The following is a 24,682-nucleotide window of genomic DNA, read 5'->3' on the forward strand; positions in this document are numbered from 1 at the left end:
AATGGGTAATATAAATGAATAGTGGATAATGAAGCAGCTGTCAACACGGCAATATTGTTCATTTTACATTATTCATTGGTCATTTAAATGGTCATTCCCCCCGTTGCCAGACGATGAAATCCGTTACCGGGGCTTCGGCCATGAGCGGTCTGATTAACTGAACAATTTGCCCCCGGTGGTAAGCCGCATGGTGACTCATATGGGTGAGTATCTGCAACGGCGTATTTTGATACGCTATGCCTTTGGAGTTAACGTAGTGCAGGGGTTGATTCAGTTTTTCCAGGGTTAGAATCTTGACGTAGCTAACCACCTGGTCATGCTGCCGCTCGGCGGTTTCAATCATCCAGCTCACCGGAATGTCTTCCCAAATGGGCTGAATGACCGACTCCTGCATCATCCGGCCATACCAAACCTGCTGAGCCGATAAAACGTGTCCCATAATGGCAATGGCCCGTTCGGGCACGTTGGTTAGGGAGGACAGTGCGTTGACAACCCGCAGGTTGGCCCATTGTTCGTAATCGAGTAGCTGAATCAGATAGTCTTTCATGGTAGTCCGCGTTTGGTGGCCTTATAAAGGGCTTCTATAATATTGGTACGTGTGTTCAAATTTCCCAGCGTTGGGTTGTTTCGGGTTGGGTATACCCGGTTGCACAAAAATACGTACGTCAGGTTATAGGTCGGGTCGGGTTCAACCCAGACGAACGTGCCCGTAAAACCGGAGTGTCCATAGCTGGCTGGCGTAGCCGAGAGGGGGCCGTTGCCGGTGTATTTGAACGAGGGTTTGTCGAAACCCAGCCCGCGCCGGTTGCCAAGTTCGGGGAACTGGTAGCGCGTAAAGTCGGCGATGGTTCGTTCCGAAATATACCGCTGACCGCCGTAGCTACCTTTCTGCCGGTACATTTCATATAACTTCATCAGGTCGTTAGCCGTTCCAAACAAGCCCGCGTGCCCCGATAATCCACCGAGCATGGCCGCGCCTTCGTCGTGTACCCGCCCCCATATGAGTGTTTTGCGAAACAGCGAATCGTATTCGGTTGGCGCAATGCGGGTGAGGGGATAAAACCGGCGCGGATTGAACGTCAGCGTACTGGCTCCCAACGGTTCATAGAACGTCGTTTTGAGGTACGTCTCAAAGTTCTGCCCCGTTAATCGTTTCACCACCAGTGGGTAAAGGATGAACGACAGGTCGGAATACACGTACTCCGATTCGCCGGCTGCCTTCTTTGCGTTCAGGGGCGAGTCTTTTATCCGGTCGTAAAGGATTTTTGGGTAGCCTCTGAACTCGTACAAACTGTCCGTTATCTCAATCGGGAAGCGGGCCGTTTGTTCTGCTTTGAACGTTTTTGGTTTCCAGGTGCCGTCCGGATTTTTTGTTTCTACCCAGAATGGGATAAAGGCTTTCAGCCGGGCCTGGTGCGTCAGTACATCGCGCCAGTTCAGGTCTGCCTTGTTCGATTTTTTAAGAAATGGCAGGTAATCGGCCATCGTGCGGTTCAGGTTAAACTTGCCTTCGTCCACCAGGCGCATCAGGGCCGGTATGGACGCACTCACCTTCGTGACCGAGGCCATGTCATACAGGTCGTCCAGCGCAACCGAATCGGGTTCGGCACCGAGTGAGGCATCGTAGGTCAGCTTGCCGTATGCTTTCTGAAAAATCACCTTCCCGTCTTTCGCCATCTGTACCACACAGCCGGGAAACGCCTTTTCGGTCAGCCCAACGTTCACCAGCGAGTCGACCTGCTGGGTTAGGTAACGGCTGTCGATACCCACTTCTTCGGGAATGGTGTATTTAAGTCGCCCGTTTGGCTGGATAATAAGGCCATCGCCCGTACGGAACGACTGGTTGACCGTAACGGGTAATTTCCCCGATGCGCCAATGGCTCCGAATATCAACTGGGCGGCCAACTCTTCGGTGTAACTGGTGAGTTGATAGGGCATAATCAGTGCCCGCGCCTGTTCGATGTTGCGGTTCGGCTGAACGGTATCCATCGGGAACGTCAGTTTGTCCAGTGCGTACACATTCCCGAACACCGTTACCACTGCTTTTCCGGTGGCTACCAACTCGCTCACCAACCCGGCGGTTTTAGCTTTCAACCCATACTTCGCACTGGGACTGATGCTGTTCAGGTGTACATCGACTAACAGCAGGTTATAGTTTTTCAGCGAATCCCTCACCTGCGCCAGTGCAGAATCGGGCATTTGGGAAGTCAGGTGGAAATTATCGATTTTGGTGTAATTGCCCACCATTTGCTGGAAGGCAGTTACGTTGTCGCTCTCCACCGCCACAGAAGCGATACGGAGCGTATCCAGCCGTTGCAGGGGTAGCAGGTTTTTATCGTTTTTCAGGACGGTCAGGCTGGCTTCGGTGAGTTTGCGGTTGAGGAGGTTATCCTGCACGGCGTTTAGGTCACTCACCAGATTATCCAGCGCAATGGGTTTGTACCGGTCCAGGCCCACCCAGGCTTTGGCCCGCAGTACCTTGAGGCAGCGGTCATCCAGCGACGTCTGCGAAATGCGCCCGTCGATAACGGCCTGTTTGATGAGGGCAAGAGCCGCCGGTACATTTTCCGTAAATTCCAGCACGTCCATGCCCGCTTCGATACCCAGTTCATCGGCCTGACCCGATGGGAAGTATTTCGTGACGCCTTTCATGTTCATGGCATCCGAAAAAATCAGTCCCTGAAAACCCAGTTCATTTTTGAGCAGGTTCGTGACAATGGCGGGGGAGAGCGTCGACGGCCGATTGCGGGTGGTATCGAGAGCCGGAATGTTCAGGTGGGCAATCATCACGCCCAGTGCGCCGGCGTTAATGAGCTGTTTGAACGGATACAGTTCGAGGGAGTCCAGGTCTACACGGCTTTTGCTGATAAGCGGCAGATCGAAGTGAGAATCGGTGCCTGTATCGCCGTGCCCGGGGAAGTGTTTTAGGCTGGTGATGAGGTTATTATCCTGCATGCCCCGCATATAGGCAAGGGCTTTTCGGGCTACGTTGTACTTGTTCTCACCAAACGACCTGAAGTTGATGACGGGGTTATTCGGGTTGTTGTTCACATCCACCGACGGGGCGAAGTTGACATGTACACCCAATCGTCGGGCCTGTCGGGCCAGGTTGGCGCCCATCCGGTAAATCAGCGAATCGGACGATGGACCCTGCATGGCACCAAGGGTCATCTGATAGGGGTAACGAACGGTACTGTCCAGTCGCATGGCCAGACCCCATTCGGCATCCATTGCCAGTAGCAGCGGCACAGATGCGGCCGCCTGTAGCCGGTTGGTGAGTTGCGCCTGCCGTACCGGTCCACCCTGGAACATAACAACCCCACCAACCTTGTGCCGCTGGATAAGCCTGACCAGCGAGTCTTCATACGTCCGGTCGCGGTTAGAGTAACCTGCCACCATAATCAACTGGGCAATCCGGTCGTCGGGAGCCATGTTGGTAAACACCGAATCGACCCAGCAGGCCTGACGGGCATTGAGGGGCAGAAAAGAAGGCGGAGTTGATTGAGCGAACGCCGTAGTGGCTATCAGAACGCTGAGCAGACCGATTAAAATAGGCCGGTAATGGGGCATGAGTGATGGAATTGAATCGTGAAGGAGCCAAAATTACAAAAAAAGTCCCCGACACGTTCTCAAAAGAAACATGCCGGGGATAAAAATGGGGAAGCGGATACATTACCCGATCCCACGCCGTACTATCGGCGGCTGCGGTACTCGGGGCCAACGCCAAAGCTGTAGCCAAGCGTCAGGGTAATGGTGGAGTTGTTGACGTTCTGGTTGGGGTCGATGGTAATATCACTCAGACCGTACCGATAGCGGGCATCAATCAAAAAGTGCTGCCGTTCGGCCAGTCCTTTGAAATTAAGCTGAAAACCGGCAATCAATCCCAGGTCCAGGTTATTGAATTGGTTGCTACTATCAAAATCACGCGCCGTAATAACTGGGTTCGTACTGGTAAAGTCGGTGAATTTCGCATTAAGCTTAATACCGAGCGATGGGCCAAAGAACAGGTTCGGGCGGAAATTGCCGCTCAGCGTCAGGAAGTAACGCAGGGCTACCGGAATCTCCAGGTAGTTAATTCGTTGCTTAAACGAAGTATTGCCCTGTGCGTATTTAGCTCCCATCTGGGAGTACAGCACATCGCCCGAAATACCGAAATGATTCAGGGAACTATACATTAAAAAAGCACCGGCCGTAAGGCCGGGGCGTAGCGTATAGCCACTGGCATCCCGGCCAAAGGTGGACATATTCAGGCCAACGCGCGGACCCGCACTGAACCGTTGCTGGGCGTACGTGGCTGACAGAGAGCCGAAAATGAGGATGGATAATAAAAAGGTAGAGCGTACTGAAATTGGGCGAAACATAGATAAATTGACGGTTAATATGCCGGGTTAACGCCCGATGTTTCGCAAATGTTATAAAGAACGCACCCGGTAGCGATAAAAAAATGGGTTGCTCATGAAAAACGGAGCAGGTGCCGGGAAGTAGCATCAATGGTTTGGCTGTTCGCCTGCCGACGTAACGTATAGCCTTTCGCCGGAATCGGAAAACGGCTGACCGAAAAACTGATTCTGGAAGCAACGACTATTGCCCAAACTAAAAGTACCCCATCAGCAATGCCCGAGGTTTGGAGACCTGTAATCGTTTGTAGCTGAGCCAACTCTTCAACGCAGCAAAGCCGTTGAAACAGATAAAGTACTGTTTCAGCGGCTTTGCTGCGTTGATTTGGTATCCCGGACGTGGACGTTCAGGGGGACGTTAAGCAGAGGCCAGCGACTTTTCTTTCTGCGTGTTGATCGCGTCAAGCAGTTTGTCGTAAGGCTTGTTGAATTTCTCAATACCTTCATCTTCAAGCTGCTGGCTAATATCCTTTAGCCGAATGCTTGCCTGCTCAACGCGCTCCAACGCCTGCGTGGCTTTGTCCAGATCGTCTTCCAGACGGGCAGCCGCCTTCCCGTGATCGCGGAAGGCTTCGAGGGTTTCCATCGGGATTGTGTTCACTGTTTTGGGGCCAATCAGAGCCTCCACGTATTTTACATCCGAAAAGGAGGGGTCTTTACTGCTCGTGCTGGCCCACAACAGCCGCTGGGGTTTCGCGCCCTTCGCTTCCAGTTTTCTGAACCGGTCGCTGCTGAATTCGCGCTTGTAGATTTCATAGGCTTTTCTGGCGAGGGCAATCGCAATGTCTCCTTTCAGATCGTCCAGCCCTTTCTCGTTCAGTATGGGGTCAACTAGCACGTCGATGCGGCTGAGGAAAAAACTGGCTACCGACGCAATCTGATCAACCGACTGACCTTTTTCAACCCGCACTTCCAGGCCTGACATATACGCGTCGACAACGGCTTCGTATCGCTCCAGACCAAACAGCAGCGTAACATTGATGTTGATACCATCGCTGATGCTCTGCTTAATGGCAGGCAGGCACTGGGCCGTACCCGGAATTTTGATCATTACATTATCCCGGTCGACCGCTTTCCACAGTTCGCGGGCCTGTTTGATCGTGCCGTCTGCATTCAGGGCCAGATGCGGAGAAACTTCCAGACTCACGTAGCCGTCGGAGCCTTTTACTTCTTCGTCATAAACCGGTTTGAACAGGTCGGCTGCCTGCTGAATATCGGCAACGGCCAGACCATAAAAAATAGCCTCGTTGCTTTTGTCTTCCTGCGCGAGGGTTTTGATATTCTCGTCGTAGTCAGAACCGCTGCTAATGGCTTTTTCGAAAATAGCCGGATTGGACGTAAGCCCCCGGATACCGTCTTCGTCGATGAGCTTTTGCAGCTCCCCGGTGTTCATAATTTTCCGGTCAATGTAATCGAGCCAGATACTCTGGTCGAAATCGTGAATTTTCTTTACGTTATTTTCCATGATTTTATGTAGTTAGTTTTACGTGTTGTCGCCAGCCTGTCACGGCGTTTACGACAACACTTCCTTTTTCTCCGTACCCGGTGTTTTGCCCTTCAGCACCGCTTTGGCCTGCTTGACGACGTTATCGACCGAAAAGCCAAAGTACGCCATTACTTCTTCGCCCGGCCCCGACAGTCCGAACCGGTTCATACTCACCGTACTACCCTCATCGGTAACGTATTTGTGCCAGCCGATGGGTGAACCGGCTTCAACGGCCAGCCGTTTCCGAATCGAAGGGGGCAACACGGTATGCTGGTATGCCTGATCCTGTTTCTCGAACAACTCCCAGGATGGCATACTAACGACCCGCGCCTGAATGCCCTGCTTTTTCAGTTCTTCCTGTGCTTTCATCACCAGCGACACTTCCGAGCCGGTCCCGATCAGAATCAATTCGGGTGTTCCGTCGGACTCGCTGAGGATATAGGCCCCTTTCCCGACGCCCTTTGCCGAGCCATACGTCGACTGGTCGATAACGGGTAATTTCTGGCGGCATAGAATCAGCAAAACTGGCGTTTTAGGTTGCATCATCGCAATGCGCCAGGCTTCGATGGTTTCGTTGGCATCAGCCGGTCGAATGACGATGATGTTTGGGATGGTTCGCAGTGAAACAACCTGCTCAACGGGCTGGTGCGTTGGGCCATCTTCGCCCAGGCCAATGCTGTCGTGCGTGAACACGAGCGTCACTTTCGATTCGGCCAGGGCCGTTAGCCGAATGGCACCGCGCATGTAGTCCGAGAAGTTGAGGAACGTGCCGCCGTAGGGATGCACCCCGCCGTGCTGCGCCATGCCGTTGAGAGCTGCCCCCATGGCATGTTCGCGGACGCCAAACCAGATGTTCGACTGATCGTAATGACCCGGCTGGAAGCTCACATTGCCTTTGGTGGGCATTTCGTTGGACGATGCCAGATCGGCCGAACCACCGAATAAATAAGGAACCGACTTTTTCAGGACATCGAGTGCTTTTCCCGACGCTTGACGGGTGGCCATATCCTTATCATCGGGCGTAAACGTAGGCAGGTCGGCATCCCATCCATCCGGAAGTTCACCGGCAAAGGAAGTCAGGAATTGCGCTGCTTCGTCGGGAAATGCTTTTTTGTACGCATCGAATTCCTTTTGCCAGTCGGCCTGGAGTTTAGCTCCCCGCTCACCCGGTTCTTTCAAATAGTCGCGCACGTCGTCGGGCACCACGAACGATTTATCCGGATCAAACCCCAAAAAAGATTTAGTTCTCCGCACATTTTCCTCGCCCAGAGCGCTTCCGTGAACTTTACTGGTACCTTCCTGCGGACTACCATAGCCGATAATCGTTCGGACGGAAATAATGGACGGACGCTCTGTTTCCATCTGCGCGGCCCGAATCGCCCCCTCAATCGCGTCTAAATCGTTGCCATCACTCACGTGCTGTGTATGCCAGCCATACGCATCGAAACGCTCCAGCCGGTTTTCGGTAAAAGCCAGATCGGTTGGGCCATCGAGTGAAATCAGGTTATCGTCGTAGAGGTAAATGAGTTTTCCCAGCTTGAGGTGACCAGCCAGGGAAGCCGCTTCCGACGCGATACCCTCCATCAAATCGCCATCGCTGACGAGGACATAGGTGTAGTGGTTCATAGGCGTATGCCCGTCCCGGTTATAGGTCGCAGCCAGAAAAGCTTCGGCCATGCCCATACCCACCCCATTAGCAAAACCCTGTCCCAGTGGTCCGGTTGTCACCTCTACCCCCGGTGTCAGGTTCGATTCCGGGTGGCCCGGTGTCTGGGAATGGAGTTGCCGGAACTGTTTCAGGTCATTGAGCGAGAGGTCGTAGCCGTACAGATGCAGCATACTATACAGCAGCGCCGACCCGTGTCCAGCCGATAAAATGAACCGGTCGCGGTCGGGCCAGAGCGGGTCTTTTGGATTAAAGCGTAAAAAGCGCGACCAGAGTACATAGGCCATCGGTGCTGCGCCTAACGGCAGACCGGGGTGTCCCGAGTTGGCTTTCTGAACGGCATCGACGGCCAGAAGCCGGATGGTGTTGATACTAAGTTGGTCGAGGTCAAGGTCGATTTGTTTGTCTATCATGACTGGTTAGTTAGAGGTTACACAAAGGGTATTGTTGCCAGGGCTATGCAGCACGTTATCAGCAACGAGTAGTATGTAGGTAACTCTCTACAGCCGGTTTGGATTAGAAAAAGGTGATTAAATGTGTGTTAATCAGCCCCGGCCGGGCAAAAGTGATGCGATTAGGATTGTTTGTATACTGATTGGGTTACTTAATACCTCCTGCTTCCCGCTGCCTGTGCAAAACGACAGTAGGTATTTTCGTTGATTCCCGTAAATTTGAGAAACAGGGGAAAGTAGCCTGGTACGCGACATTAACACAATGAAAAATATAGATTCCAGCACCCACGTACGGGGCGAGTCGGTTTATCTGGACGATATCCCCGTGATTCGGGGTACGCTGTTCGGAGCGGCTTTCGGGTCGCCGATTGCGCATGGTATCCTGAAAAGCCTGGACCTGACAGCAGCTGAAGCCATGCCCGGCGTGGTCAGGATTCTGACGTATAAAGACGTAACCGGCGAAAACCAGATCGGCGGTATCGTACCCGATGAACCGCTGCTGGCCGAACACCACGTCCATTACTGTGGCATGCCCATTGCCTTCATCCTGGCCGAAACCGATGAAGAAGCCCATGCCGCCATTAAAAAAATTACGGTCGACATCGATCCCCTGCCCGTCATCACCGATCCCCGCGAAGCGCAGGCCAGGGGTGATCTGATTGTCGGGGCCAGAACGTTCCGGCTGGGCGATGTGGCTACTGCCTGGGAACAGTGTGCTCATGTTTTTGAAGGTACTGCCGATACCAACGGGCAGGAGCATCTGTACATCGAAACGCAGGGTGCCTACGCCGTTCCGCAGGAGAACAATGGTATAAAACTCTACTCGTCCACGCAGGGGCCAACAGCAGTACAGCGGGCCGTATCCCGGTCGTTGGGTCTGCCCATGCACCAGATTGATGTGGATGTAACGCGGCTGGGTGGTGGCTTTGGCGGCAAAGAGGATCAGGCTAATATGTGGGCTGCTTTGTGCGCGCTGGCCGCTCATGTACTGAAACGCCCCGTCAAATACGCCCTGAACCGGATAGAGGATATGGCCATGACCGGCAAACGGCACCCGTACTCATCCGACTTTAAAATCGGGCTTGATGCCGACCTGACGATCATTGCCTACGAGGCTACCTTCTACCAGAATGCCGGTGCCGCTGCCGATCTGTCTCCGGCGGTGCTGGAACGGACCCTGTTTCATTGCACCAACAGCTATTTTATTCCGAACGTAACAGCCATTGCCTATTGCTGCCGGACAAACCTCCCGCCGAATACGGCGTTCCGGGGCTTTGGTGGACCACAGGGTATGTTTGTGATTGAGGCTGCTATAGCCAAAGCAGCCTACTCACTCGGTATCGATGCGGCCGTGATACAGGCGAAAAACCTGAACCAGACCGGCGACGAGTTTCCTTATGGACAGAAAGCCGAAAGCGAAGCCCGGGCCTGCTGGGATAAAGCCGTTACGACGTATAAGGTCGATATGCGTCGAAGCCAGATAGCCGACTTCAATGCTGCCAATATCCTGTATAAAAAAGGAGTAGCTCTCATGCCGGTTTGTTTCGGCATCTCGTTCACCAATACCCGAATGAATCAGGCGCGGGCGCTGGTTCACGTGTATACCGACGGCAGCGTTGGCGTAAGTACCGGTGCGGTCGAGATGGGGCAGGGCGTGAATACCAAGATGGTACAGGTGGCGGCTCAGGTGTTTTCGATTCTGCCGGAGCGCATTAAAATTCAGTCGACCAGCACGTACCGAATCGCCAACACATCGCCCTCCGCAGCCAGTGCCACCGCCGACCTGAATGGCAGGGCGGTACAAATTGCCTGTACCGATATTCTCAATCGATTGAAGGCCGTAGCGGCTCAGGAATTACACACTGACGAAGCGGCCATAACCCTGAAAGATGAGTGGGTGTATGTGGGTGACCAGTGCACTGACTATACCTGGCAACGACTGGTATTGGCCGCTTATGGCCGGCGCATCAGCCTGTCTGAACACGCGCACTATGCCACGCCGGTTATTCATTTCGACCCCGTTACCGGCAAAGGACATCCGTTTGCCTACCACGTTTATGGTACGGCAGTTGTTGAGGTGACCATCGATTGTGTACGGGGAACCTACGAAACGGATGCCGTTAACGTGGTCCACGATTTCGGGGCCAGCATGAACCCCCTCATCGACCGGGGGCAGATTGAGGGCGGCATCGTGCAGGGAATTGGGTGGATGACTCTGGAGGAAGTCATCTACGATAAAGCGGGCCGGTTACGGTCCAATGCACTGTCCACTTACAAAGTGCCGGATATCTATTCTGTTCCGAAAGAGATTACCATCGAGTTCCTGCAAACGCAGACCGACAATCTGGCTATTTTCCGGTCCAAAGCCGTTGGCGAGCCTCCATTGATGTACGGCATTGGGGCCTATTTTGCCCTGCGTAACGCTATTCGTGCGTTCAATCCATCGGCAACTATTCCCTTCGATGCACCCATGACCCCCGAAAAAGTGTTGCTGGCTTTGTACGATACTATATCGGCTCCGGCCGCACTGCCTTTAACCAATGATAAAATCGCTACCGATCTGGCAGTTAATTCATAAAAGTCGTCAGCAGCGCCAGCCCGTCACGCTGCTGTACGTGCTCGAAAGCCACGGCAGCAGCCCCGGCCGCCAGGGTTTTCTGATGGCGGTGAATGCCGGTGGTGAGATGGCCGGGTCTATAGGCGGGGGCATTATGGAGCATAAGTTTGTCGAACTGGCCAAAGACACGCTCAGGCAAAATCAACCGGATTTGACTAACTCTCAACCCGCCATTCGGACGCAGTATCACGATAAAAATGCCGCCCACAATCAGAGCGGTATGATCTGCTCCGGTGATCAGACAATTCTTCTGTACCCCATTCAACCGGGCGATTCGGCTGCTGTTCAGGCCGTTATTACCTGCCTGGAACAGCACAAAAACGGTTTGCTCGAACTGTCGCCCGCCGGGATTCGGTTCACCCCGAATCAGTTGCCCGATGCTGATTATCAGTTCACGAAGCGGTCAGAAAACGACTGGCTCTATCGGGAGAGGATTGGCTATAAAAACCAGCTTTACATCATTGGCGGGGGGCATTGCGCACTGGCCCTCAGTGAACTGATGAGCCGAATGGATTTTTATGTCCGCGTTTTCGATGACCGGCCAGATTTGTACACAATGGCATTGAACGATACGGCTCACGAGAAAATAGTAGTAGCTGATTATAGCGAATTGTCCGAACTGATTCCACCCGGTCGCCATCAGTACGTGGTAGTAATGACCATGGGGTACCGAACCGATGATCTGGTTGTTCGAGCGTTATTGGGCAACGAGTTTGCCTATGTCGGGGTGTTGGGTAGTAAAACCAAAGTGGAGAAGTTATTGGCTGCCTATCGTTCGGAGGGCTTTGATGAAGCGTGGCTGAAGCGTATGCATGCACCCATTGGTATGGCCATCAACAGCCAGACTCCCGAAGAAATTGCGGTGAGTATTGCCGCCGAGATTATTCAGGTGAAGAATGCCCGGTAATCCCGTTCGTCAAACAACTCCCTTTTCGACTATATTGCTCTGTAATTAGCATAATCTAATTGACCGCCTATGCACCTGACTCCCCGCGAAAGTGAAAAACTGCTCCTGTTTCTGGCGGGCGAACTGGCCGAAAAGCGCAAAGCCAGAGGCCTGAAACTAAACTATCCCGAAGCCATCGCCCTCATCAGCAGCCACCTTCAGGAAGCCGCCCGCGACGGTAAATCGGTGGCGGAGTTGATGCAGTATGGCACGACGATTTTAACCCGCGAGGACGTAATGGCTGGTATTTCCGAAATGATCCACGAGATTCAGATCGAAGCCACATTTCCCGACGGTACCAAGCTGGTCACCGTTCACGACCCCATCCGGTAATTTTTTGAACACGGATGACGCGGATTATATGGATAAACACTGATTTTAGATGGGGGAATTACTGCGTAAGGACCTGACTGATTCCATCATCAAAACGTATTATGATGTTTATAATGAGCTAGGGTACGGTTTTCTGGAGAAGGTTTATCAGAATGCCATGTATTTGGAATTGAAGCGTATCGGCTTTGCTGTCGAAGCGCAGAAGCAGATAAAAGTTCATTTCAGAGGAATCGTGGTAGGAGAATACTACGCCGATCTGATTGTCGACCAAACCGTTATTCTGGAATTGAAAGCCAGCGAAGTGCTGGTTTACGAAAATGAGCTACAGTTATTAAATTATTTACGGGCTACCGATATCGAAATTGGTTTGTTGCTAAACTTCGGTAAAAGGCCCGAGTTTAAACGGATGATTTTTACAAACGACAGGAAGCAACTAAGAAATCCGTCAAATCCGTAATATCCGTTAAACCCGTGTTCTATTTTTTCAATCAGTATGATTCCAGGAGAATACATCCTTGCCGAAGGTGATATCGAGTGCAACGTTGGTCGTGCTACGGCGAGCCTGACCGTTGTCAATACCGGCGACCGACCTGTGCAGGTTGGCTCGCACTATCACTTTTTTGAAGTCAATAAACAGATGGCCTTTGACCGCAGTCAGGCGATGGGGATGCGGTTGGATATCCCCGCCGGAACCGCCGTTCGGTTCGAGCCGGGCGAGGAGAAAGCGGTGAGTCTGGTCGCGTTCGGAGGTAACAAAAAAATCACTGGCTTCAGTAATCTTGTCAATGGTGAGCTAACCCCATCGGCCCGGAAACAGGCTGAGAGCAAAGCCATTGAACAGGGTTTTAAAAGCAATATATAGACAGACTACCATGGCCTTTTCCATCAACCGGATAAAATACGCCAACCTGTACGGCCCAACTGTCGGCGACAAAGTACGGCTGGCGGATACCGATCTGATCATCGAGATCGAGAAAGACTACACCGTTTATGGCGACGAAGCCAAGTTCGGCGGGGGCAAAACCATTCGTGATGGCATGGCACAATCGGCCACCGCTACCCGCGCTGAAGGGGTGCTGGACATGGTGATCACCAGCGTCATGATTATCGACCACTGGGGTATTGTAAAAGCCGATATTGGGCTGAAAGATGGGAAGGTCGTGGGTATCGGTAAGGCTGGAAACCCTGATACCATGGACGGTGTTGACTCCAACATGATTATCGGTGCCTCGACCGAAGTACACGGCGGGGCGGGCCTGATTGCCACCCCCGGTGGCATTGACGCGCACATCCACTTCATCTGTCCCCAGCAAATCGACCACGCGCTGTTCAGTGGCATCACGACCATGATGGGGGGCGGAACAGGACCTGCCGATGGAACCAGCGCCACCACCGTAACGCCCGGTGCCTGGAACATTCAGAAGATGCTCGAAGCTGCCGAGGCTTTCCCGATGAACCTGGGATTTATGGGCAAAGGAAACTGCGCCACCACTGCCCCCCTCGAAGAGCAGATTGAAGCGGGGGCACTGGGCCTTAAAATCCATGAAGACTGGGGGTCAACGCCCGCCGTCATCGACGCATCGCTGCGGGTAGCCGACAAGTACGATGTGCAGGTAGCTATCCATACCGATACGCTGAATGAGTCGGGGTTTCTGGAAGATACTCTTAACGCCATCAATGGCCGGGTTATTCACACGTTTCATACCGAAGGGGCGGGTGGGGGGCACGCCCCCGACATTATCAAAGCGGCCATGTACCCGTACATTCTGCCCTCTTCCACTAACCCGACGCGCCCCTACACGGTAAACACCATCGACGAACACCTCGACATGCTGATGGTGTGTCATCACCTGGATAAATCCGTGCCGGAAGATGTCGCATTTGCCGATTCACGCATCCGGCCGGAAACCATTGCCGCCGAAGATATTCTGCACGATATGGGCGTGTTCAGCATGATGAGTTCCGACTCGCAGGCGATGGGCCGCGTGGCCGAGGTGATTACGCGTACCTGGCAAACGGCCGACAAAATGAAGAAACAGCGCGGCTTTCTGCCGGAAGATGAAGCCCATAAAAATGACAATTTTCGGGTAAAACGCTACGTGGCGAAATACACCATCAACCCGGCTATTTCGCACGGCATATCCGAGTATGTGGGATCAATTGAACCCGGCAAACTAGCTGATCTGGTGCTGTGGAATCCGGCCATGTTTGGGGCCAAACCCGAAATGATTATCAAAGGAGGGATGATTATCGCCAGCAGGATGGGCGACCCGAACGCGTCTATCCCCACCCCGCAGCCCGTCATGTACCGGCACATGTTCGGGGCTTACGGCAAAGCCCTGCACAAGACCTGCGCGACCTTCGTTTCGCAGGTTTCGATCGATAACGGCGTCGTGCCGCAGTATGGGTTGCAGAAGATGGTGCTGCCCGTAAAGAACTGCCGGACTATTGCCAAAAAAGACCTGATACACAATGATGCCACACCACAAATCGACGTGAACCCCGAAACCTACGAGGTTAAAGTGGATGGGCAGCCGATTACCTGCGAGCCGGTTTCCGTTCTCCCACTGGCGCAGCGGTATTTCCTGTTTTAACGTTGGCTGAACGTTGACAAAGTTTAAAACTTTGTCAAAGATTAAACGGATAGCTCCAACCACTCCATGCTCATTCAACAAAAACTTGGCCACATCGACACCATCACGCCCGGCAACCGAACCATCGACTGGTTACCGCTGGAATGGTACGAAACGGGCAAGCGAATTTTACGAAAACGTACCCGGTCCGGGCAGGAGGTGGCGTTGAAATTCCTGTCCGAAAATCCGCAGCTCACGCAGGGCGATGTCCTGTACGAAGATGCCCGGACGCTGATAGTAGTGGAGGTGCTGCCCTGCGAGGTGCTCGTTATTAAACCGGCAACCCTCTATGAAATGGCGTCGGTTTGTTACGAAATTGGTAATAAACACCTGCCGCTGTTTTATGATGATGGCACCGTTCTAGCCCCGTTCGATGCCCCGCTGTTCCGGTTATTAACCGCATCGGGCTACACGGTAGCGCAACAGCAACGCAAATTGCTACAGCCCCTGAGGACGACGGTATCACCCCACGGCCATGCCAATGGCAGCGAAAGCCTATTCTCGAAAATCATGAAACTTACCACGCCCCCCGAATGAACGCTGGTCTGTTACACCTCCTTCATCTGAGCGACCCGACCTTGCCCATTGGTGGCTATGCCCACTCGGCCGGGCTGGAAACGTATGTGCAGGCGGGTGTCGTACACGATGCCGCTACGGCAAAAGCGTTCGTAACGGAAATGCTGTCGCAGAATCTACAATTCACCGATGCCGCTTTGGTATCGCTGGCCTACGAGGCAACCGAACAGAACGACTGGGAGGAACTGGTTCGGCTGGACGATGAATGCACAGCCGTAAAATTGCCCCGGGAGATTCGGCAGGCCAGCCAGAAACTTGGCACCCGATTACTGAAAATCTTTCAGCCCCTTTGCAATAATGCCCTGGCCAGTCAGTATCGGGAGTCGATTCAAAAACAGCAACTTAGTGGGCACTACTGCCTCGTTTTTGGCCTGTATGCCTGCGCGTTAGGCGTACCAAAGGCGGATGCGCTGACTGGATTTTATTACAATGCGGCCGTGGGCATGGTCACCAACGGCGTGAAACTGATTCCGCTGGGTCAGCAGGACGGGCAGGAGATTCTTTTCGGCCTGCACCCGCTGATTCAGGAACTGGTTTCGAACACGCTGCAACCCGACCGCACCCGGATTGGCCTGTGCTGCCCCGGTTTTGATATCCGCAGTATGCAGCACGAAGACCTGTATTCCCGGTTGTATATGAGTTGAAAATGATAGAAGGAACAGTAGACATCAGAAAAGCCACCCCGGCCGACCATGACCAGATTTGGGAAATTATCCAGCCGGTACTTTTAACGGGCGATACATACGTTTTTGCCCCGGATTCGTCAAGAGAAAAGATGCTGGCTTACTGGTGCGGGCTGGATCGGCATACTTATGTGGCAACCATAAACGGCACGGTTGTCGGTACGTTTTTGCTTCGGGATAATCAGCCTGATCTGGGTTCTCACATCGCCAATGGATCGTACATGACCTTAAAAACGGCATTCGGGCAGGGTATTGGCAAAGCCATGGGCGCATTCTCCATAGAGGAAGCAAGGCGACTTGGCTATAAAGCCATGCAGTTCAATATTGTCATCAAGAGTAACGAACGAGCAGTGCGACTTTGGCAAACACTGGGATTTACAATAATCGGCGAGATCCCCGACGCATTTAATCACAGGCAGAATGGCCTGACAAATGCTTATATTATGTACAGGAAGCTATAAAGGGGAGTTTAACTATCTCACCATACCAGAATGAAAGAACATTTCAATCTCAAATACGACGAATTATTTAACCCAACCCTAACCGCTTTGCATAACCTTGGTGGTTCGGGATCAGTGGATGAAATGGAGGAGCAGGTCGCTGAGTTGCTGAAGCTGACTGATGAGCAGGTTAACGAGATACACAAAGGAAATACAACAAAACTGATGTATAGACTTGCCTGGGCACGCAATTATTTAAAACGCTATGGCCTACTTGAAAACTCATCTCGCGGTGTATGGATATTAACGGAAGAAGGCCGCAAAACGAAATCGGTAGATAAAGAAAAAGTCAAACGCAAAGTTGGTGCTGATGACAGGCAGGAAAGAATAACTAAAGCGAAGAACAAACAGGAAGAGTTTATAGATGAACAAGAGGAAAGCGCAGAGATTCTGAGAATCACATGGCAGGAAGAAGTTATCAATGAACTACAAAATATTTCGCCAAACTCCTTTGAAAGACTTTGCCAAAGGCTTCTAAGGGAATTAGGTTTCCAAAATGTGGAGGTTACTGGCCAAACGAATGATGGTGGTATAGATGGAAAAGGAATCTTAAGGCTTGGTGGGGTTTTGTCATTTCATGTAATTTTTCAGGCTAAGCGTTATCGGAATAGCGTTTCTCCTTCCATTGTCAGAGATTTTAGAGGGGCTATGGTTGGTCGTGCTGATAAAGGCTTAATCATTACTACGGGAACTTTCACAAGAGAAGCAAAAAAAGAAGCGCAACGTGATGGCGCCCCGCCAATCGATTTAATGGATGGAAATGACCTAGCCGAAAAGTTGAAAGAACTTGGGCTTGGAGTAGAAATTGAATTAGTAGAAAAGGTAAATATCAAGAAAGACTGGTTTAAGGCATTGTGAGGTTGTCGTAAAAGGAAGATAACCTTCAAATTTTAGTATAATAAGCGAATGACGAGAACATACGTGAAAATTGGTGTAGCCGGGCCGGTGGGGTCGGGGAAAACAGCCCTGATCGAGCGGCTATCCCGCCGGATGAGCCAGCAGTACAGCATTGGCGTGATCACCAATGATATTTATACTAAAGAGGACGCCGAATTCCTGACCCAGAACAGTCTGCTCCCGGCCGAACGGATCATCGGCGTTGAAACGGGCGGTTGTCCGCATACCGCCATCCGTGAAGATGCCAGCATGAATCTGGAAGCCGTCGAAGAAATGGCCCAACGTTTCCCGGATATTGAGATTATCTTCATCGAAAGCGGGGGTGACAACCTCTCGGCCACCTTTAGTCCCGATCTGGCCGATGTGACTATCTTCGTGATCGACGTGGCCGAAGGCGACAAAATTCCCCGCAAAGGCGGTCCCGGCATTACCCGTTCCGATCTGCTGATCATCAATAAAATCGACCTCGCTCCCTACGTCAATGCCGATCTGGGCATTATGGAGCGCGACGCCCGTAAAATGCGCAACGGCAACCCGTTCGTGTTTACCAACCTGATGAGCCTGGAAGGGCTGGATAGTGTGCTCGACTGGATACGCCGGTACGCCCTGCTAGAAGCGGTTGAGGAACCCCGGCTGTGGCGATGAAAGCCGAGCTGCATATCCAGACTGCCCGGCGTGATACCCGGACGTATCTGAAAAAAACCTACGTTACGCCACCCTTCAACGTAGCGGATATCACCGAAGATAAACGGGCGAATCAGCTAACGTTGATGCTCATGAGTTCGTCGCCCGGCGTGCTGGACGGGGATGAGTATCAATTGCAGGTCGATCTGGCCGAGGGATGTTCGCTGGAACTACAGACACAATCCTACCAGCGCCTGTTTACTATGAAACAGAGTGCAACGCAGCAGATGCGGGTTCAGATGGCTGCCGGATCGGCTTTCTGTTTCCTGCCACATCCCGTCGTACCTCATGCCCAATCCAGTTTTTCAACTGTCAACACCATTCACATGGCGGATGGGTGCAGCCTTATCTGGGGTGAAGTGCTCACTTGTGGTCGTAAACTGAACGGCGAGGTTTTTCAGTTTTCCAACTACCACGCTATTACCCAGGTTTTCATCAACCAACGCCTGTGCATCAGGGAAAACCTGCTGATCGAACCAGCCACGATGAATCTGAAATCAATTGGGCAGATGGAAGGATTCACCCATCAGGCGAGTCTGCTGTATCTGAACGAACAGGGGCTGGTGCCTGCCATTCGGGAAGCGATAACGGGGTATCTGTCGCAACAGACTGGTATTCTGTTTGGTATTTCAGCCACGCCCGCCCCCGGACTACTCATCCGATTACTCGGCCAGCAGGGGGAGCAGCTTCATACGTGCCTGAAAACGGTTGCCCGGCACTTGCCCCAAACGACGAAGAGCCAACCCGAATCCGTAGCTTATGTCATCTGATTTGCTGCTACTGGTCTGGACCGCCATTACGGTTGCCCTGTTGCATACGGCTACCGGCCCCGATCACTACCTGCCGTTCATTGCGCTGGGGAAAGCCCGGCACTGGTCACTGGCCCGCACCATCGGCTGGACGATGGTTTGCGGATGCGGCCACGTCTGGAGTTCGGTATTGTTAGGTCTGGGGGGCGCGGCTCTGGGCTGGTCGTTCGCCAGAGTGGGCTGGTTCGAATCGGTGCGGGGTGGCATGGCGGGCTGGGCCCTGCTGATTTTTGGGTTTATTTACGGCATCTGGGGCCTAATTCGTGCTTACCAAAACCGCCCGCACAAACACTTCGACCAGCAGCCCGGCGGTAATTTGTACGTATTTGAGCACAACCACGGACAGATCGTTACCTCCGAAAACCGGCACAAAGTGACGCCCTGGGTGCTATTCGTTATTTTTGTACTGGGCCCCTGCGAACCCATGATCCCATTGCTGTATGTGCCGGCGGCTCAGCAATCCTGGCGCGGTATGGTGTTGCTGGTCAGCGTTTATACCCTGTGTACCCTAACCGCCATGGTCGGTATGGTGCTGCTCGGTTACTATGGCGTGTCGCTCCTGAAAACCGAAAAACTCGAACGCTATATGCACGTGATGGCGGGTGTAACCATCTTTATCTGCGGAGCAGGTATGGTGTTTCTGGCCTGGTAAATTGAAGGGGAGGATGAATGATTCTCTTCAAGTCAAAATCATTCATCACTCCCGTACCACTGTCCCCGTAATGTAACCATACGGTTCGTCGGTGGCGATGAAGATTTCGTTGTTGTTCTCCATGCCGAATTGCTCCAGATTGAAAGGGATATGGTGCTTGTTGGGCATAATCAGGCTAATCTCGCCAACCACGTCATTCGCTTCCAGTACTGCCGACCCCATTGCCAGTAACGTTTGCTGAACCGATAGGCTCTTATGATGGGCAAAGGTTTTCAGCAGGGTCTCGCGGATACGGGTAAACAACGCCGTAAAGTCATGGTCTGTGTTGCTATACGTCCAGTTCGCTTCGCACTGCGTAGCCAGAATACGGTCGGACGTTTCTTTCAGGGTAGTATATTTATCCTTGATGTAGCCCTCGAAACCGGAGTCGGTTGTTTTTAGAATCAGCAGGTCTTTGATCCCCGATGTAACGGTGATACCGGCTGCTGTCTGCACAATAGTCGTCGTGTGCTTCTCAGCACCACCACCCGTGTAGGCATGGTGATGCGGCTCACCGTCGAAGGTCATCCGCGTCCAAGGGTGTTCAACGATATGAATGGTCGCCTGCGATACGGGCGGATTATTCGTGATAAAATAATTGGCCAGATACAGCCCGAATTCCTCGATCGACCCCGTAAAATGGGCCTTCGCCAGGGCATATACCGTATTTTTCTGGGTATCGGTGGGTAAGATATTCGCATTGTCGCCCAGGGTGTGGGCCGTGTCAAAATCTCCTTCCAGCGTTACATTGACCGAAATCTGCCGGAACTCATGATAGTCGAGATACCGAGTAATTTTGGACAGGTTGACGGCATTCTTGCCGTAAGCATTCGTTTTCAACGTAAGTTTCATGGTTGTGTGCGCTGTTTTGGCTAGTATTGACTCCTAGTATAGAAAATTATTTTCTATTTAGTCGCATGATTGATTTTGCCCTCCGGGGAAATAAGGTTTTAACACCAACCGGTATCCGGCAGGCCGTTGTTCTGGTAAAAGACGGTCGGATTGCCGATGTACTGTCGGAACTGCCAGCCGGGTTTGACGCTGACGTTATCGAGATTCAGGATAGCGTACTGATGCCCGGCATTATCGACCCGCACGTGCACATTAACGAACCCGGCCGCACCGACTGGGAAGGTTTCGATACGGCTACCAAAGCGGCTATTGCCGGTGGCGTTACCACGCTGATCGATATGCCGTTGAACGCATCACCCGTAACGACCACCGCCGACGCCTTCGACCAGAAACTGGCGGCTACGGAAGGAAAGTTACACACCAACTGTGGTTTCTGGGGTGGCCTGATTCCGGGCAATACCAGCGAGATTGAGAAACTGATTGCCAAAGGTGTACTGGGCTTTAAAGCCTTCCTGACGCACTCCGGCATCGATGAGTTTCCGAATGTAATGGAAGCTGATTTGCGCAAAGCCATGCCGATTATTGCCCGACATGGCCTGCCCTTGCTGGTCCACTGCGAACTATCAACGAATGAAAAACTGGCTACGGGCGACGTCCGGTCTTACGCCAACTACCTGTCGTCGCGGCCCGGAGTGTGGGAGGATAACGCCATTGCGTTGATACTACGACTGTGTGAGGAATATAACTGCCGGACGCATATCGTGCATCTATCCTCGGCTAGTTCCATCGAACCCATCGCCGATGCAAAGCGAAGGGGCCTGCCACTGACGGTCGAGACGGGGCAGCATTACCTGTTTTTCAACGCCGAAACCATCCCCGATGGGCAGACCCAATTCAAATGTGCGCCCCCCATTCGGGAGAAAGAAAATAACGATCGGTTATGGGCGGCTTTGCGCGAGGGTATCATTGATTTTGTGGCGACCGATCATTCACCGGCCCCGCCCGATCTTAAACAAATGAAAAGCGGTAATTTTATGACTGCCTGGGGTGGGATTGCTTCGTTGCAACTATCCCTGCCCGTGCTATGGACAGCCGCCCGGCAACGCGGATTTGGTGTAGCTGAAATTGCCGGATGGCTGAGTGAAAAACCGGCTCAATTAGCAGGGGTATCGACCAGAAAGGGAACGATTGAAACCGGATACGATGCCGATTTAGTCGTCTGGAATCCGGAGAAATCCTTTACCGTTTTGGCCGATCAGTTGTACCACAAACATAAAATGACGCCGTACCTGAACGAGGAATTATACGGGGTTATCGAACAAACGTATCTGGGTGGTGTACCCGTTTTTAGCCACGGATCGATCACGCAACTGAATGCTGGCAAGCGAATGTTAAAGGAACGGGAATGACTGATTACGTACAACGCGCCGGAGATATTCTTGCGAAAATCAACGATCTGGCCGCCATCAGTGAGGACGCGACGGGTATAACCCGGACATTCGGTACCGATGCTTTTTTAGCGGGAAGGCAAAGGGTACAGGATTGGATGGAACAGGCCGGTTTGCCAACACGGGTCGATGCCATTGGGAATGTCAGAGGCCGGTTCGTGAGTTCGAACGAGGGGGCTAAAACGTTCGTGATTGCCTCGCATATCGACACGGTTGTCAACGCCGGGAAGTTCGATGGGCCGATGGGCGTGATGATGGGGCTGGACCTCGTTACGCGCCTGATCCAGTCTGGTAGAACGCTGCCGTTTCATATTGAACTCATTGCGTTCAGCGACGAAGAGGGCGTCCGATTCCATACCACGTATCTGGGCAGTAAAGTGGTGGCGGGTTCATTTGATAACGCCCTGCTCGCTAAAAAAGACGCACTAGGCATTACCCTGGCCGAAGTACTGCAAACGATAGGTACTGATCCTACGCAACTACTGTCCGATGCGCTGGCACCCGACGAGTGGCTGGGCTATTTTGAAATTCATATCGAGCAGGGGCCGGTATTGTACGAACGTCACGTACCCGTTGCGGTCGTAACGGCCATTGCCGGGCAGAAACGGGTAGAAATTGCCTTTGCCGGTATGGCTGGGCATGCCGGAACGGTACCGATGGACATGCGCCAGGATGCCTTGTGCGCAGCCGCTGAGTTTGTGCTGGCCGTAGAGCAATTTGCCCTCGTGCATAAAAACAATCTGGTGGCTACGGTGGGGAAACTGACCGTAGTGAATGCCGCCAGTAACGTCATTCCGGGTGAGGTAAGCTGTAGTCTGGATGTGCGGAGTAACGATACTGATCTACTGGAAACCGCTTACCTGGCCCTGCACGAACTGGCGACCAGCATTGGTGCTAACCGGCTGATCAACGTGAACTGGAACCTGATTCAGGAAACCGCCCCCGTCCTGTGCGATACGGCTCTGACCGATTTGCTGGCTAAATCAATACGGGAAAGCGGCTATGAAGTAATTCCACTGGTGAGTGGGGCCGGGCATGATGGCGTGCCTATTTCGCCCGTTTCGCCCATTGCCATGCTGTTTGTCCGTTGTTTTAAAGGCATTAGCCATAACCCGCTGGAAAACGTTGAGTTGGCCGATATAGCCGCTACGCTCCGGGTTGCCGATACATTTCTTGATTCACTCCCTGAGCAATATTACTAACAAAACCACATGGAAATTTCTGCCCTTACCCGATCCGTCGTTAAACGCAATCACGCCGTTATCAGCCCCGACGGCTACATCAATAGCCGTGTACCTGGCTGGAAAAACTGCACCGTAAACGTCCTAATCAATGAGCAGATGGGGGCAAACCTCTGTCAAACCCTCATTACCATGACCGAAACCGGCAAACTCACTGGCGTAACCCAAGCATCGCAACTGTTTTTCTACGTCATCAGTGGTCAGTGTACAGCCACGGTAAGCGGGGAAAAACAGACGCTGACAGTAGGCCAGTTTGTGTATATTCCCATTGGCAACGACTATTTGATTGACCAGCCAGATGCCGGTACGCAACTGCTTACGTTCCATAAAGTCTATGAGAAGCTGGAGGGCTTTCCGGTACCGTTAGTACTATTCGGGGATGCGGCTAATGTAGCCGGGCCGATGTACCTAGGCGACCCGGCCCTGCGGCTACAGGTACTATTACCTGATGAACTGAGTTTCGATATGGCTGTCAATATTTTCACCTACGATCCGGGTGGACACCTGCCGCTGGTTGAAACGCACATCATGGAGCACGGCCTCATTTATTTGCAGGGGCAGGGGGTGTACATGCTCGATAAGGATTGGTACCCCATCAAAAAAGGGGATTCGATCTGGATGGCTCCCTATTGCCAGCAGTGGTTCACGGCCATGGGGAAAGAGCCTGCGGTTTATATTTATTACAAAAACGTCAACCGCTTTCCAACTACTGTTTAATGAGTGAAGAACCCTGCGGGCGTTCCCGCATGGATAAGGTACATAAGATTTTAGCAGTTGCAGTATTTACAAAGGACCACTGTCCTTACCACCCCCGACCCCTCCTAAAACAGGAGGGGAGTGAAAAAAGGGTACGTCATTTAGTAGCCCCTCCTGTTTTAGGAGGGGTTGGGGTGGTAAAGCCAATGATTTTATTTGTCATCCGTTTACTTACTCATGACACTAACCGAACTAAATCAGTTGCCGGTTCTCCAACAGAAAACCGCCCTCACCACCTGTTGCGGTTCGTCGGTTTGGGTAGACAGGATGGCCAGCCTATTCCCGTTTGAGACCGTCGAACAATTGTTCGGGAAGGCCGAAACCGTTTGGGAGGGCTGTTCTGAATCAGATTGGCGGGAAGCTTTCACGCATCATCCTAAAATTGGGGATATTGACTACCTGCGGGCCAGATTTGCCAATACGAAGGTCTGGGCAGCGGGTGAACAGGCAGGTGTTTCATCGGCATCGCAGCAGGTACTGGAAGACCTGGCCGAGGGAAACCGGCTGTACGAAGAAAAATTTGGGTATATCTTTATCATCTGTGCCACCGGAAAATCGGCGGGTGACATGCTGGATAGCCTGAACGCTCGTCTGTCCCATTTACCCGAAGCCGAAATTCGGATTGCCATGCAGGAGCAGGGAAAAATAACTCTAATACGACTGGAAAAACTATTGGTATGAGCCCCGTAACAACCCATATTCTCGACACATCACGGGGGAAACCGGCCGTGGGCATAGGTGTTATTTTGTCCCGGCAACAGCGCGAATGGACCGAGATGGCGCGTGGTATCACCAATGCCGATGGTCGGATTAGTGATCTGTTACCGACAGAAACCGTCCTTCCATCGGGTATTTATAAGCTGCGATTTGAGACGGGCGCGTACTTCTCCGGCCTTGATATTCCGGCGTTTTACCCCTTTGTCGAAATTGTGTTTCAGCTAACGACCGGCGAACATTATCATGTTCCCCTGCTCCTGAATCCCTTCGGCTATTCGACCTATCGCGGGTCATGATG

At 52.4% G+C, this 24,682-nt stretch carries 25 protein-coding genes; 18 read left to right on the forward strand and 7 right to left on the reverse strand.

What is annotated here, in order from left to right:
- Positions 1–91: 91 nt before the first annotated feature.
- The 6 genes from B157_RS0101135 to tkt all read right to left on the reverse strand — a co-directional run bounded on the left by B157_RS0101135 (position 92) and on the right by tkt (position 7,962).
- Positions 92–547, reverse strand: coding sequence for a DinB family protein (locus tag B157_RS0101135; RefSeq protein WP_020601534.1), 456 nt, complete (start codon positions 545–547; stop codon positions 92–94).
- Positions 544–3,570: a serine hydrolase domain-containing protein gene (locus B157_RS0101140; RefSeq protein ID WP_020601535.1), complete on the reverse strand. Its 3,027-nt coding sequence runs from the start codon at positions 3,568–3,570 to the stop codon at positions 544–546. The genes B157_RS0101135 and B157_RS0101140 overlap by 4 nt, the downstream gene beginning before the upstream one ends.
- Positions 3,571–3,692: 122 nt before the next feature.
- The gene (locus B157_RS0101145; RefSeq protein ID WP_020601536.1) at positions 3,693–4,361 is read right to left on the reverse strand and encodes a porin family protein; all 669 of its coding nucleotides are present in this window, start codon (positions 4,359–4,361) and stop codon (positions 3,693–3,695) included.
- A gap of 92 nt (positions 4,362–4,453) precedes the next feature.
- Positions 4,454–4,657, reverse strand: coding sequence for a hypothetical protein (locus tag B157_RS38790; protein ID WP_169521639.1), 204 nt, complete (start codon positions 4,655–4,657; stop codon positions 4,454–4,456).
- Positions 4,658–4,755: 98 nt separating this feature from the next.
- Positions 4,756–5,862, reverse strand: coding sequence for a transaldolase (tal, locus tag B157_RS0101150; protein ID WP_020601537.1), 1,107 nt, complete (start codon positions 5,860–5,862; stop codon positions 4,756–4,758).
- 48 nt (positions 5,863–5,910) lie between these two features.
- Positions 5,911–7,962, reverse strand: coding sequence for a transketolase (gene tkt / locus B157_RS0101155; protein WP_020601538.1), 2,052 nt, complete (start codon positions 7,960–7,962; stop codon positions 5,911–5,913).
- A gap of 301 nt (positions 7,963–8,263) precedes the next feature.
- On the opposite strand from tkt, the gene B157_RS34115 reads away from it, so the two are divergent.
- From B157_RS34115 to B157_RS0101220, 13 genes are all read left to right on the forward strand, one after another.
- On the forward strand, positions 8,264–10,579 hold the full coding sequence (locus B157_RS34115) for a xanthine dehydrogenase molybdopterin binding subunit (protein WP_020601539.1): 2,316 nt from the start codon (positions 8,264–8,266) through the stop codon (positions 10,577–10,579).
- Positions 10,542–11,525 (forward strand): XdhC family protein, encoded by a 984-nt coding sequence (locus tag B157_RS0101165; protein WP_020601540.1) that lies wholly within the window; start codon positions 10,542–10,544, stop codon positions 11,523–11,525. The genes B157_RS34115 and B157_RS0101165 overlap by 38 nt, the downstream gene beginning before the upstream one ends.
- A 69-nt stretch (positions 11,526–11,594) precedes the next feature.
- Positions 11,595–11,897, forward strand: a complete 303-nt coding sequence (gene ureA / locus B157_RS0101170; protein ID WP_020601541.1) for an urease subunit gamma — start codon at positions 11,595–11,597, stop codon at positions 11,895–11,897.
- A gap of 49 nt (positions 11,898–11,946) precedes the next feature.
- A complete protein-coding gene (locus B157_RS0101175) occupies positions 11,947–12,354 on the forward strand; it encodes a GxxExxY protein (RefSeq protein ID WP_020601542.1) in 408 nt (135 codons plus the stop codon).
- Positions 12,355–12,390: 36 nt separating this feature from the next.
- Entirely contained in the window at positions 12,391–12,759 is a 369-nt protein-coding gene (gene ureB / locus B157_RS0101180; protein ID WP_020601543.1) for an urease subunit beta, read from the forward strand.
- Between the two features lie 10 nt (positions 12,760–12,769).
- The gene (ureC, locus tag B157_RS0101185) at positions 12,770–14,491 is read left to right on the forward strand and encodes an urease subunit alpha (protein ID WP_020601544.1); all 1,722 of its coding nucleotides are present in this window, start codon (positions 12,770–12,772) and stop codon (positions 14,489–14,491) included.
- Between the two features lie 66 nt (positions 14,492–14,557).
- Positions 14,558–15,067, forward strand: a complete 510-nt coding sequence (ureE, locus tag B157_RS0101190) for an urease accessory protein UreE (RefSeq protein ID WP_020601545.1) — start codon at positions 14,558–14,560, stop codon at positions 15,065–15,067.
- A complete protein-coding gene (locus B157_RS0101195; protein WP_020601546.1) occupies positions 15,064–15,750 on the forward strand; it encodes an urease accessory protein UreF in 687 nt (228 codons plus the stop codon). Before ureE ends, B157_RS0101195 begins: the two co-directional genes overlap by 4 nt.
- A gap of 2 nt (positions 15,751–15,752) precedes the next feature.
- Entirely contained in the window at positions 15,753–16,250 is a 498-nt protein-coding gene (locus B157_RS0101200; RefSeq protein WP_020601547.1) for a GNAT family N-acetyltransferase, read from the forward strand.
- Positions 16,251–16,280: 30 nt separating this feature from the next.
- Complete coding sequence (locus B157_RS0101205; RefSeq protein WP_020601548.1) at positions 16,281–17,147, forward strand: restriction endonuclease; 867 nt, start codon at positions 16,281–16,283, stop codon at positions 17,145–17,147.
- 48 nt (positions 17,148–17,195) lie between these two features.
- A complete protein-coding gene (ureG, locus tag B157_RS0101210) occupies positions 17,196–17,831 on the forward strand; it encodes an urease accessory protein UreG (protein ID WP_020601549.1) in 636 nt (211 codons plus the stop codon).
- Positions 17,828–18,640 carry an urease accessory protein UreD gene (locus B157_RS0101215; RefSeq protein ID WP_020601550.1) on the forward strand — a complete coding sequence of 271 codons (813 nt, stop codon included), beginning with the start codon at positions 17,828–17,830 and terminating at the stop codon, positions 18,638–18,640. The genes ureG and B157_RS0101215 overlap by 4 nt, the downstream gene beginning before the upstream one ends.
- Positions 18,630–19,331 (forward strand): sulfite exporter TauE/SafE family protein, encoded by a 702-nt coding sequence (locus B157_RS0101220; protein WP_020601551.1) that lies wholly within the window; start codon positions 18,630–18,632, stop codon positions 19,329–19,331. The genes B157_RS0101215 and B157_RS0101220 overlap by 11 nt, the downstream gene beginning before the upstream one ends.
- A 45-nt stretch (positions 19,332–19,376) precedes the next feature.
- Here B157_RS0101220 and pucL read toward each other — a convergent pair whose 3' ends face one another.
- Positions 19,377–20,222 (reverse strand): factor-independent urate hydroxylase, encoded by an 846-nt coding sequence (pucL, locus tag B157_RS0101225; protein WP_020601552.1) that lies wholly within the window; start codon positions 20,220–20,222, stop codon positions 19,377–19,379.
- 65 nt (positions 20,223–20,287) lie between these two features.
- Here pucL and allB point away from each other — a divergent pair, with 65 nt between their 5' ends.
- The 5 genes from allB to uraH all read left to right on the forward strand — a co-directional run bounded on the left by allB (position 20,288) and on the right by uraH (position 24,680).
- Positions 20,288–21,631: an allantoinase AllB gene (gene allB / locus B157_RS0101230; RefSeq protein WP_020601553.1), complete on the forward strand. Its 1,344-nt coding sequence runs from the start codon at positions 20,288–20,290 to the stop codon at positions 21,629–21,631.
- Positions 21,628–22,872, forward strand: coding sequence for an allantoate amidohydrolase (locus B157_RS0101235; RefSeq protein ID WP_020601554.1), 1,245 nt, complete (start codon positions 21,628–21,630; stop codon positions 22,870–22,872). The genes allB and B157_RS0101235 overlap by 4 nt, the downstream gene beginning before the upstream one ends.
- Positions 22,873–22,881: 9 nt before the next feature.
- Positions 22,882–23,628: a (S)-ureidoglycine aminohydrolase gene (allE, locus tag B157_RS0101240; RefSeq protein WP_020601555.1), complete on the forward strand. Its 747-nt coding sequence runs from the start codon at positions 22,882–22,884 to the stop codon at positions 23,626–23,628.
- Positions 23,629–23,844: 216 nt separating this feature from the next.
- On the forward strand, positions 23,845–24,348 hold the full coding sequence (gene uraD, locus B157_RS0101245; protein ID WP_020601556.1) for a 2-oxo-4-hydroxy-4-carboxy-5-ureidoimidazoline decarboxylase: 504 nt from the start codon (positions 23,845–23,847) through the stop codon (positions 24,346–24,348).
- A complete protein-coding gene (gene uraH, locus B157_RS0101250; RefSeq protein ID WP_020601557.1) occupies positions 24,345–24,680 on the forward strand; it encodes a hydroxyisourate hydrolase in 336 nt (111 codons plus the stop codon). The genes uraD and uraH overlap by 4 nt, the downstream gene beginning before the upstream one ends.
- Positions 24,681–24,682 lie beyond the last annotated feature (2 nt).

The sequence above is a fragment of the Spirosoma spitsbergense DSM 19989 genome (assembly GCF_000374085.1).
GTDB classification, from domain to species: domain Bacteria; phylum Bacteroidota; class Bacteroidia; order Cytophagales; family Spirosomataceae; genus Spirosoma; species Spirosoma spitsbergense.